This window comes from uncultured Oxalicibacterium sp., assembly GCF_913776015.1.
Taxonomy (GTDB): Bacteria; Pseudomonadota; Gammaproteobacteria; order Burkholderiales; family Burkholderiaceae_D; genus Oxalicibacterium.
Genome location: NZ_CAJYMD010000028.1, coordinates 113300 through 123923, shown reverse-complemented (window position 1 = coordinate 123923; position 10624 = coordinate 113300). Strand labels below are relative to the sequence as shown.

The following is a 10624-nucleotide window of genomic DNA, read 5'->3' as shown; positions in this document are numbered from 1 at the left end:
ATTCGTATCCTGGGGCAGGCGGCTGGTGGCAAGGTCGCGTCTTCGGATGTGGTGGCACTGCTGAGTTTTTCCGCACTTAATTATTTGCCGATCATCTTGAATCTGACGGGATTCGTTTCCGTACTGCTGGTCGTCACGCGCGCCTATCAGGATTCGGAAATGGTGGTGTGGTTCGCCTCCGGCCTCAGTCTGTCGCGCTGGATCAAACCGGTCCTGATGTTTGCCTTGCCGATCGTAGCGATGACGACTCTGCTCAGCGTTTTCCTGACGCCGTGGTCCAACCAGCAAAGTGCCATCTATAAGGAACGTTATGCCAACCGCGAAGATATTGCGCGTGTGTCGCCCGGTAAATTCCAGGAGTCGTCATCCGCCGATCGCGTGTTTTTCGTTGAAGGCGTCTCTGGCGATACCACGCGTGTAAAGAATGTGTTCGTGAGCGGCATGCGTAACGGCACGAACAGTGTGGTGGTGGCAAAGGAAGGCACGGTCGAAATCGACAAGAATGGCGACAAATTTCTTGTCATGCATCAGGGTCGTCGTTATGACGGTGTACCGACGCAGTCCGATTTTCAGCTGATGGAGTTCGATCGTTACGGTGTGCTGGTGGCGCGCAAATCGGAAGCCGTGGCGGGCGATACATCGGCGCGTGCCTTGGCCACCTGGGATCTTTTGAAAAACCGTAACAATTTCAATGATGGCGAGCTGGTCTGGCGTGTTTCGCTGCCGATCATGGGCGTGCTGCTCATGGTGTTGGCGATTCCGCTGGGCTTCGTCAATCCGCGCGGCGGTCGTTCGGCGAATCTGCTGATTGCCCTGTTCCTGTTCGTCTTTTACAGCAATATGCTGAGCTTTGCGCAAGCCACCGTGGTGCAGCAGCGCAGTAGTTTCATGCTGGCATGGTGGCCTGTGCATCTGGTGGCGATCATCGTCATCACGGTATTTTTCCTGTGGCGGCTCAAGGTCAATAGCGCCTGCCATCCATTGGTGGTGTGGGCGCGTTTCAAACGCAATCTGTTCGGTAGCAAGGCGGCAGCATGAAAGTCCTCCAAAAATATTTCGCGCGTGAGATCGGCCGCTCGGTTCTTTTCGTACTGATTGCTTTCCTCGCCTTGTTCGCCTTTTTCGACATGGTTGGCGAGCTGAAGGCAATCGGGCATGGTGGCTACACGCTGCAGCAGGCGCTCATCTATGTCACGTTGGGTTTGCCCGGCTATATCTATGAGCTGATGCCGATTGCAGCACTGATCGGTACGATCTGGGCACTCTCGCAATTCGCCGCACGTTCCGAATTCACGATCATGCGGGCATCGAGCATGTCGACCGCCATGGCAGGCGGCATGCTGTTCAAGATTGGTTTCATGTTTGCGATTGTCACGTTTCTGGTCGGCGAATTTGTCGTGCCTTACAGTTCGGCGATGGCCGAGCGCACCAAGTTGCTGAGCCAGGGGCAATCGTTGTCGCAGGAATTCCGCTCGGGGTTGTGGACCAAGGATGTGATTCGTGCCGATGGCGTCACGGGGGAAACAGTTGGTTCGCGTTTTCTCAATGTGCGGACAGTACAACCGAATGGCGAATTGCTCGGTCTGAAAATCTACGAATTCGATACCAACTTCCATCTGGTATCGCTGATTACGGCAACGCGCGCCGATTATCAGGGCGGCAATCAATGGACGTTGTATGACGGTTCGGAAGCCAAGTTCAAGGAAGGCAATCTATTTGGTGCCAAGCAGGCCAGCGATATCACCGCTGCGATTTCGACCACGCGTTTTGCGACCCGTCCGCTGATTTCAGAGGTTACGCCGGAAATCCTGTCAGTCGGTTTTTCCAATCCGGAAGACATGTCGGCTCTTGATCTGATCAGCTACACCAACTATCTTTCCGAAAACAACCGCGAGACTGCGCGATACGAAATCGCCTTCTGGAAAAAAGTGACGTATCCGTTCGCCGTATTCGTCATGATGGCCTTGGCGCTGCCATTCGCCTATCTGCATTTCCGTTCCGGCGGCGTGAGCCTGAAGATTTTCACCGGCATAATGATTGGCGTGAGCTTCCAGTTGATCAATAGCTTGTTTTCTCATCTCGGTCTGCTCAATACCTGGCCGCCATTAGCCACTGCCATCTTGCCGAGTGCCATGTTCATGATGGCGGCGGTTGGTGCACTCATGTGGGCGGAGCGACACTAATGGAAAAGCGCGCACTGATCCTGTTTGCCCACGGCGCACGCGATCCGCGTTGGGCCGAGCCGTTCCAGCGTTTGCAGACGCTGATTCGTACCGCTTCGCCCGCGGTACGGGTCGAGCTGGCTTTTCTGGAATTGATGTCGCCGCGTTTGCCCGAGATTGCGCAAATGCTGGCGCTGGATGGAATCGAACAAGTCACCATCGTCCCGGTTTTTCTGGGGCAGGGCGGTCATGTGCGACGTGATTTGCCTGAGATTATCGATGGCTTGAGAGCGGAACATCCGCACATGCAATTTCAGGTGGCGAAGGCGGTGGGGGAGGAAGACAGCGTGCTCGCTGCAATGGCCAGCTACTGCCTGCAAACACTCACCTGATTTCCGGCTTCGGCAAAAGCAGCGACCCGCCATGTTCCATGGCTTGCCGAATCGCTCGGTCACTGCGTTGAGTTTTTGTGTCGAGACTTAGTTGGCTTGCCGATCGCCCTGTTGGTTCGCGCGTGCGGCCATCGCTTCACCGATCATGACCAATACCGGCCCTTGCCGTTCTCCCAGACCTTGCGCCAGATCGCGTAAACGCATGCGCGTGACAATCTGATTCGGCAGGCTGCAATTTTCGATGACGACGACCGGCAGATCCAGCGAACGGCCTTGCGCAATCAGTTTCTCGGCCGTGGCAATCGCTTCGCGACCGCCCATGTACTGAATCAGCGTATCGCTGTCGGGCATGGCCAGTTCGTCGGCATGCTGTGGCGCGGTGGCAGAGGTGAAGAAGGCAATACTACGCGCGATGCCGCGTTTGGTCAGTGGCTGACGTGTTTCAGCGGCGGCGGCAAAGGCCGTGGTAACACCGGGCACGATCTCGACATCGATACCGAGCGTTTCGAGCGCCTGCAATTCTTCATCAGCGCGACCGAACAGCATCGGGTCGCCGCCCTTGAGGCGCACCACGGTGCGGTATTTTTCCGCACAGTCGATCAACAATGCGTTGATGGCAAGCTGCGCAGTAGAGCGCTGGCCGCTGCGTTTGCCGACGGCGATCTTGTCGGCCTGCGGTGCCAGTGCCAGCATGTCGGCAGTCACGAGAGCATCGTGCAGCACCACATCGGCTTGCGAGAGAAGGCGCGCGCCGCGAACGGTAATGAGATCGGTGGCACCAGGACCGGCACCGACCAGATAGACCTTGCCATAGCGTGAAGATGACTGCGACATGGTTCTACCTGATGCGGGCGGGTAAGAGTAATACAGGGAGTTACAGACGGATCATGCCTGCAGCAACGGTCTGGTGCGTGACTTCATCGATGAGGATGAATGCACCGGTGGCACGGCTGGCATCGTAGGCATCCGCTGCCAGCGGTTGCTGCACGTTGATGCTGACTGTTGCAATGCCGTTGAGCTTGACTTCACTGGCGGCATGACGCTCCTGCGTATTGATGTCGAGCAGCGAGTCGATGCTGGTGACGCGTGCGGCAACCTGGCGTGTCGTATGTTTGAGCCAGTATTTGCGGCGCAGATCGAGTGGCTCTTCCGACAGCCAGCAGATGTCGGCATTGACGGTTTTCAGCAGCGTGGCCGGGCGTGCTGCTTCAGCCAGCATGTCGCCGCGCGACACATCGACGTATTCATCCAGCAGCAGCGTGACGGACTGACCAGCCACTGCCTCATTCCGCGAACCGTCGAAGGTCTGGATATCCTTGATCGTCGCGGATTGGCCGCTCGGTTGCACCACAATCTTGTCGCCCTTGGCAATCTTGCCGGCTTCAACACGCCCCATGTAGCCGCGGAAATCGTTGGCTTCATGACCGTTGTGACGGGCTACCAGTTGCACCGGGAAACGGAACGGTTCGGCATGCGATTCGTCATAGACGCTCAACGATTCCAGCAGCTCGATCAAGGTCGGGCCTTGATGCCAGCTCAGCTTGTCGCCGCGTTCGACGACATTGTCGCCAGCCAGTGCCGACAAGGGAATCGTATGCACATCCTTGAGGCCGAGACTCTTGGCAAATTCGTGATAGGCCGCCACGATGCGGTCGTAGACGGTCTTGTCGTAATTGACCAGATCCATTTTGTTGACAGCGACGATCACGTGTTCGATCTGCAGCAGATGCGCGATGGTCGAGTGACGTTTGGTCTGGATCAGCAATTCGACGCTGCCGTCTTCGCCGAGTTTTACCTTGGAGACGTCGATCAGAATGATGACGGCGTCGGCCGTCGATGCACCCGTGACCATATTGCGCGTGTACTGCTCATGGCCAGGTGTATCGGCGATGATGAACTTGCGTTTGGGCGTAGCGAAGTAGCGATAGGCAACGTCAATCGTGATGCCCTGTTCGCGTTCGGCTTCAAGGCCGTCCGTCAGCAGCGAAAGATCAATCGTGTCGCCAACCGTACGCTTGTGCTTGGCGCGCGACACGGCAGCCAGCTGGTCGGCGAAGATGCCTTTGCTGTCGAACAGCAGGCGGCCGATCAACGTGCTCTTGCCGTCATCGACGGAACCGGCGGTAATGAAGCGCAGCAGGCCGCGTTCTGCGGATTGCTGGTCGGCCACGGCATTCAATTGGGCACTCATCAGAAATATCCTTCTTTTTTGCGTTTTTCCATCGAGGCTTCGGACGTTTGATCGTCCATGCGGGTTGCGCCGCGCTCGGTAATTTGTGTGACGGCGGTTTCGGCAATGATCGCTTCGACGCTATCTGCATCCGACGACACCGGGCAGGTGCACGAAATATCGCCGACCGTGCGGAAGCGGACGGTTTGCGTTTCCACCTGCTCGCCTTCGCGTGCCGGCGTCAGATCGGTCAGCGGTACCAGCAGGCCGTTGCGCGGGATCACCTGACGCTGATGTGCAAAGTAGATCGATGGCAGTTCGAGGTTTTCACGGGCGATGTATTGCCAGACGTCGAGTTCGGTCCAGTTCGAGATCGGGAACACACGCATGTTTTCACCCTTGTGGACGCGCGTGTTGTAGAGATCCCAGAGTTCAGGGCGCTGTCCCTTCGGATTCCACTGGCCGAATTCGTCGCGGAACGAAAAGATGCGTTCCTTGGCACGGGCCTTTTCCTCATCGCGACGTGCGCCTCCGATGCAGGCGTCGAACTGGTGTTCGGCGATGGTTTCCAGCAGCGTCACGGCTTGTGCAGCATTGCGCGAATCGGTTTGCGGATTGCGCAGGCGTACGGTCCCACGCTTGATCGAATCCTCGACGGAGCCGACGATCAGACGCTCGCCGAGTTCGGCCACGCGCTTGTCGCGGAACTGGATCACTTCGTCGAAATTGTGGCCGGTATCGATGTGCACCAGCGGGAACGGGAATTTGCCCGGACGGAAAGCCTTTTCGGCAATGCGCAGCAGGACGACCGAATCCTTGCCGCCGGAAAACAGCAGGGCAGGGTTGGTGCATTCTGCGGCGACCTCACGCATGATGTGGATGGCTTCGGATTCGAGCCAGTCCAGATGCCGGTTGCTGGCGGCGTCCAGAAAATGTTGATCGACTGCAGTGTTCATGGCGTTCTCGATGGATGAATAAGCGTGGTCGTCGGCTCAGGCCGAAGCAGCGACCGATTTGATGCGAACCAGTCTGCCGTCCACGACGTGCAAACCGCATTCCTTGGATTCTGGGTTTTCCCACCACCAGCGACCGGCGCGCACGTCTTCGCCGGGCTGGATGGCACGTGTGCACGGTTCGCAGCCGATCGACGGGTAGCCGCGATCGTGCAGCGGGTTATAGGGCACGTTGTTGCTGCGGATGTAATGCCAGACGTCTTCTTCTGACCAGTCCGCCAGCGGATTGAATTTCTCCATGTCGTGCGCCTCATCGCGCTCTTGTACGTGAAGTTCGGCGCGCGTGGCCGATTGTGCGCGGCGCTGGCCGGTCACCCATGCACGCTTGCCCTGCAACGCGCGGTTGAGCGGTTCCACCTTGCGGATGCGGCAGCATTCCTTGCGCAGATCGACGCTCTCATAAAACGCGTTCAGGCCATGCTGCTGCACGTAGCTTTCCACGGCTTCGGCTTGTGGCTTGTAGAGTGCGACATCGTAGCCGTAGACGAGTTTGATCTGATCGAGCACACCGAGCGTTTCGGCGTGCAGACGGCCGGTTTCCAGCGTGAAGATGCCGATGTCGAGCTTGTCGCGCAAGATCAAGTCGGTCAGCACCATGTCCTCGGCGGCGAGGCTGGACGCAAACACGGCAGGTTGAAATTGCGCGGCGACGCGTTGCAGCGTCTCGCGCGTTTTTTCAACCAGCATGGCGAATTCCTGTTCGTTCATTTTGCTGCGGCCGCCTGACGATCAACACGACGGAACAGTGGCGATTTCTTGTCCCACGACTGTTGATAGCTTTCCGAGAAATCGCTGAGGCCCTTGATGGCGTCGTTGACGTCGCGATCTGCGCGTACGGCGAACGAGTTGAAACCAACACGCTGCATGTAGAAAAGCTGATCGCGCAGCACGTCGCCAAAGGCACGCAGTTCGCCTTCGTAGCCATGACGCGCACGCAGGTTAAACGCGATCGAATAACCGCGACCATCGGCGAATTTCGGAAATTCGACGGCGATCATCTTCAGTTTAGCGACGTCGTCCTTCAATGCTTCCGGACGTTCATCGCTGGCGAGCCAGACGCCGATATCATCGCGTTGCGACAGCGTTGCATTTTGTGCCTGCCAGACGGTCAGCGGCACGATGACTTTGCCAGCTGGAACAGTGACCGATTCAGGCTTGTCGCCAGCTTGTGCTTCCACGCCTTCAGCCGCTTCGACTTCCGGTTTCAGACGCAGCAGTGTCCAGTCATCTTCGCCGATGACGGCGCGGTCTTTGATGAGGTTATGCATATGCGTTTTCTCCTGCTTCTTCAACCTTGATCGGTGTGGCGTACACGTGTTCCTTGAACGGTGCGACGCCGACACGACGAACCGTGTCGATGAATTTTTCATCTTCGATACGATCACGAACGTAGACTTGCAAGACACGTTCGATCACGGTTGGCATTTGCACTGCCGAGAACGATGGGCCGATGATCTTGCCGATCGAGGATTCGTTACCTTGTGCGCCGCCGAGCGAGACCTGATACCACTCGCTGCCGTCTTTGTCGACACCGAGAATGCCGATGTTGCCAACGTGGTGGTGACCACAGGCGTTGATGCAACCCGAGATGTTGAGTTCGATATCGCCGATGTCATGCTGGAAGTCGAGATCTTCAAAACGCTGTGCAATCGCGCCCGCGATCGGGATCGACTTGGCGTTGGCCAGTGCGCAGAAATCGCCGCCAGGGCAGCAGATCATATCGGTCAGCAGGCCGATGTTCGGTGTTGCCAGACCTTGTTCTTTTGCCTGTTGCCAGACTTCATACAGATCGGACACCTTGACGTCGGACAGCACGACGTTCTGCTCGTGCGTCACGCGCAGTTCACCGAAGCTGTATTTATCTGCCAAATCGGCCATGAAATCGAGCTGCACATCGGTTGCATCGCCCGGCGGTACGCCCGGCTTCTTGACCGACAAGACCACGGCGGCGTAGCCCGGAATCTTGTGCGATTTGACGTTGCGCTTGAGCCAGTTGCCGAAGGCCTTGTCTTCGGCTTTCTTCAATTCGAAGGCGGCATCCGTGACCGGCAGTTTTTCATAGGCCGGCAGCGTGAAGTAGGCAGCAACGCGGTTCAATTCTTCCTGCGTGATGGTGCCCGGACCATCTTTCAGATGCGCCCATTCTTCTTCGACCTGGCGACGATATTCGTCGATACCGATGGCTTTCACCAGAATCTTGATGCGCGCCTTGTAGATGTTGTCGCGGCGACCGTACTGGTTGTACACACGGAGAATGGCCTCGATGTAGGTCATGATGTGCTGCCAGGGCAGGAACTCGCAGATCACGCTACCGATGATGGGCGTACGGCCCATGCCGCCGCCAACCATGACGCGGAAACCGACTTCACCTTGCTCATTCTTGATCACGTGCAGGCCGATATCGTGGATCGCGGTTGCTGCACGATCTTCAACCGCGCCATTGATGGCGATCTTGAATTTACGCGGCAAATAGGCGAATTCCGGATGGAAGGTGCTCCATTCGCGGATGATTTCGGCGTACGGGCGTGGATCGACGATCTCGTCGGCAGCGATGCCGGCGTATTCGTCGGACGTCGTATTACGCACGCAGTTACCCGACGTCTGGATGGCGTGCATTTCGACCTTGGCCAGCTCTTCCAGAATTTCCGGGGAATCTTCGAGCTTGATCCAGTTGAACTGGATGTTCTGGCGCGTCGTGAAATGGCCGTAGCCACGGTCGTACTTGCGCGCGATGTGCGCAAACGTGCGCATCTGTGCCGACGACAGCAGGCCGTATGGCACGGCGATACGCAGCATGTAGGCGTGGCGCTGCAGATAGAGACCGTTCTGCAAACGCAAAATACGGAATTCGTCTTCCAGCAATTCACCGGACAGACGGCGGCGTACCTGATCGCGATACTGCGCAATGCGCTCTTTCACGATCTGATGGTCATATTGGTCGTAACGATACATCTTCGTTTCCTCAATGAACTAACTTGACAGCAACGGTTGTCAGCACGACGGCCAGCAACGCGCGCAGCACTTTTTCCGGTATCGCACGCGAAAGCAGCGAACCAATCGTGATGCCCGGCACGGAGCCCAGCAGCAGGGTTGCCAGCAATTCCCAGTTGATCGATCCAAGCCACCAGTGGCCGAGCGCGGCAATGGCGGTCAGCGGCACGGCATAGGCGATGTCGGTGCCGGCAATCTCGGCCGGCGACAGGCGGGGATACAGCAATACCAGAATGGTGGCGCCAATTGCTCCGGCGCCAATAGACGAGATTGTAACCAAAGTCCCTAGAATTACCCCGGAAATAATCGTCGCGGCAGCCAGTTTCCTGCCGTGCAACTGACGTTCGGGATGCGCGTTCACCCAGTTCTGGATGTGTTTACGGAAGATCAGCGCGATCACGGTCAGCATGACAGAGCCAGCGATCGAATAGCGGATGATATGGCCGATTTCGTCGCTCAGGCCGCCCACGTACTTGAGCACCAGCGTGGTCACGACGGCGGCAGGCAAGGCACCGATGCACAGCAGGCGCACGATATCCCAGTGCACATTGCCCTTGTAGCGATGTGCAAATGTCCCCGCAACCTTGGTGACAGAGGCGAAAGCGAGATCGGTACCGACGGCAACCGTGGGGTGAATGCCGAATAGCAAGGTAAGCAAAGGCGTCATGAGTGAGCCGCCGCCGACACCGGTCAAACCGACCAGCAAACCGACAGCAAAACCCGACACCATATAAGTAACAGACATAAGACCCCACGCAAAGGAGGGTGAATAGTAATAAACTTGCGCCTTATGCCAAACTACTTCCTGATTATTTGCTTATATTCTTTTTTGATATAAGTAAAAACGAAAAATGATGAATAGCATGCCCATCGCCGCCTTGCGGCTTGCCAGGGAGGAAACGTGAATCTCCATCAACTTCGCTTCGTGCGCGAGGCTGTCCGGCAAAATTTCAACCTCACCGAGGCGGCGAAAGCCCTTTTTACTTCGCAGCCCGGCGTTTCCAAGGCCATTATCGAGCTGGAGGAAGAGCTGGGCGTGGATATCTTTTCGCGCCACGGCAAGCGGATCCGCGGCCTGACCGAGCCGGGGCGCGCCGTGCTGAAGTCGGTCGAAGTCATCATGCAGGAAATCGATGGGTTGAAACGCATCGGCAACGAGTTTGCCGCGCACGACAGTGGCAGTTTTACCATTGCCACAACGCATACGCAGGCGCGCTATGCCTTGCCGAAGGTCGTGCAGGCGTTCACGCAAAAATTCCCGAAGGTAAGGTTGTCTTTGTTGCAAGGCAATCCGAAGCAGGTTGCCGATATGGTCTTGATGGATCAGGCCGATCTGGCAATTGCGACCGAATCCATCGCCAATATCGATGGCCTGATTTCCATGCCTTGTTATCAGTGGGAACACCAGATTGTGGCGCCGGTCGATCATCCGTTGCTGAAATCGCGTTCGGTCACACTCGAAGAGTTGGCCGAATTCCCGCTGATTACCTATGACAGTGCCTTTACCGGCCGTGGCAAGATCGATCATGCCTTCAACCTGCGCAACATCAAGCCCGATGTGTTGCTGGAGGCGATCGATGCGGATGTGATCAAGACATACGTCGAACTTGGCCTGGGTGTTGGCATCATCGCCGGCATGGCTTTCGATCCCGAACGCGACCGCAATCTGCGTGCGATTCCGGCAGGACACCTGTTCGGCACCAATGTCTCGCGTCTGGCGCTGAAGCAGGGCGCCTATCTGCGTGGCTATGTCTACACCTTCATCGAACTGCTAACGCCCACACTGAACCGCAAGCTGGTTGAGCAGTTGCTGAGTGGCGAAAAGGATATGTACGAACTGTGATGCCTGCAGCACGGCAATCACTGCCGACCGGCAAGGGCGGCTTGAATGGAACA

General features: G+C 57.1%; 11 protein-coding genes. 4 read left to right on the top strand and 7 right to left on the bottom strand.

The window, feature by feature from the left end; translation table 11 throughout:
• The 3 genes from lptF to QZ725_RS04375 all read left to right on the top strand — a co-directional run.
• A partial coding sequence (gene lptF, locus QZ725_RS04385) for an LPS export ABC transporter permease LptF (protein WP_293776615.1) occupies positions 1-1038 on the top strand: 1038 nt, incomplete at its 5' end.
• Positions 1035-2183 carry an LPS export ABC transporter permease LptG gene (gene lptG / locus QZ725_RS04380; RefSeq protein ID WP_293776612.1) on the top strand — a complete coding sequence of 383 codons (1149 nt, stop codon included), beginning with the start codon at positions 1035-1037 and terminating at the stop codon, positions 2181-2183. The genes lptF and lptG, both read left to right, overlap by 4 nt.
• Positions 2183-2554, top strand: a complete 372-nt coding sequence (locus QZ725_RS04375) for a CbiX/SirB N-terminal domain-containing protein (RefSeq protein ID WP_293776609.1) — start codon at positions 2183-2185, stop codon at positions 2552-2554. The genes lptG and QZ725_RS04375 overlap by 1 nt, the downstream gene beginning before the upstream one ends.
• Positions 2555-2641: 87 nt before the next feature.
• On the opposite strand, the gene cobA is transcribed toward QZ725_RS04375, so the two are convergent.
• Genes cobA through QZ725_RS04340 form a run of 7 tightly spaced genes read right to left on the bottom strand, consistent with a single transcriptional unit; the run spans position 2642 to position 9473 of the window.
• Positions 2642-3388 (bottom strand): uroporphyrinogen-III C-methyltransferase, encoded by a 747-nt coding sequence (gene cobA, locus QZ725_RS04370; RefSeq protein WP_293776607.1) that lies wholly within the window; start codon positions 3386-3388, stop codon positions 2642-2644.
• A 40-nt stretch (positions 3389-3428) separates the two neighbouring features.
• On the bottom strand, positions 3429-4745 hold the full coding sequence (locus tag QZ725_RS04365) for a GTP-binding protein (RefSeq protein ID WP_293776604.1): 1317 nt from the start codon (positions 4743-4745) through the stop codon (positions 3429-3431).
• The gene (gene cysD, locus QZ725_RS04360; protein WP_293776601.1) at positions 4745-5680 is read right to left on the bottom strand and encodes a sulfate adenylyltransferase subunit CysD; all 936 of its coding nucleotides are present in this window, start codon (positions 5678-5680) and stop codon (positions 4745-4747) included. The genes QZ725_RS04365 and cysD overlap by 1 nt, the downstream gene beginning before the upstream one ends.
• A 36-nt stretch (positions 5681-5716) precedes the next feature.
• Positions 5717-6445, bottom strand: a complete 729-nt coding sequence (locus tag QZ725_RS04355; protein WP_293776598.1) for a phosphoadenylyl-sulfate reductase — start codon at positions 6443-6445, stop codon at positions 5717-5719.
• Complete coding sequence (locus QZ725_RS04350) at positions 6442-7005, bottom strand: DUF934 domain-containing protein (protein ID WP_293776596.1); 564 nt, start codon at positions 7003-7005, stop codon at positions 6442-6444. Before QZ725_RS04350 ends, QZ725_RS04355 begins: the two co-directional genes overlap by 4 nt.
• Positions 6998-8689: a nitrite/sulfite reductase gene (locus QZ725_RS04345; RefSeq protein WP_293776593.1), complete on the bottom strand. Its 1692-nt coding sequence runs from the start codon at positions 8687-8689 to the stop codon at positions 6998-7000. Before QZ725_RS04345 ends, QZ725_RS04350 begins: the two co-directional genes overlap by 8 nt.
• A gap of 10 nt (positions 8690-8699) precedes the next feature.
• On the bottom strand, positions 8700-9473 hold the full coding sequence (locus tag QZ725_RS04340) for a sulfite exporter TauE/SafE family protein (RefSeq protein ID WP_293776591.1): 774 nt from the start codon (positions 9471-9473) through the stop codon (positions 8700-8702).
• A 156-nt stretch (positions 9474-9629) separates the two neighbouring features.
• On the opposite strand from QZ725_RS04340, the gene QZ725_RS04335 reads away from it, so the two are divergent.
• Positions 9630-10571, top strand: coding sequence for a CysB family HTH-type transcriptional regulator (locus QZ725_RS04335; RefSeq protein WP_293776589.1), 942 nt, complete (start codon positions 9630-9632; stop codon positions 10569-10571).
• Positions 10572-10624 lie beyond the last annotated feature (53 nt).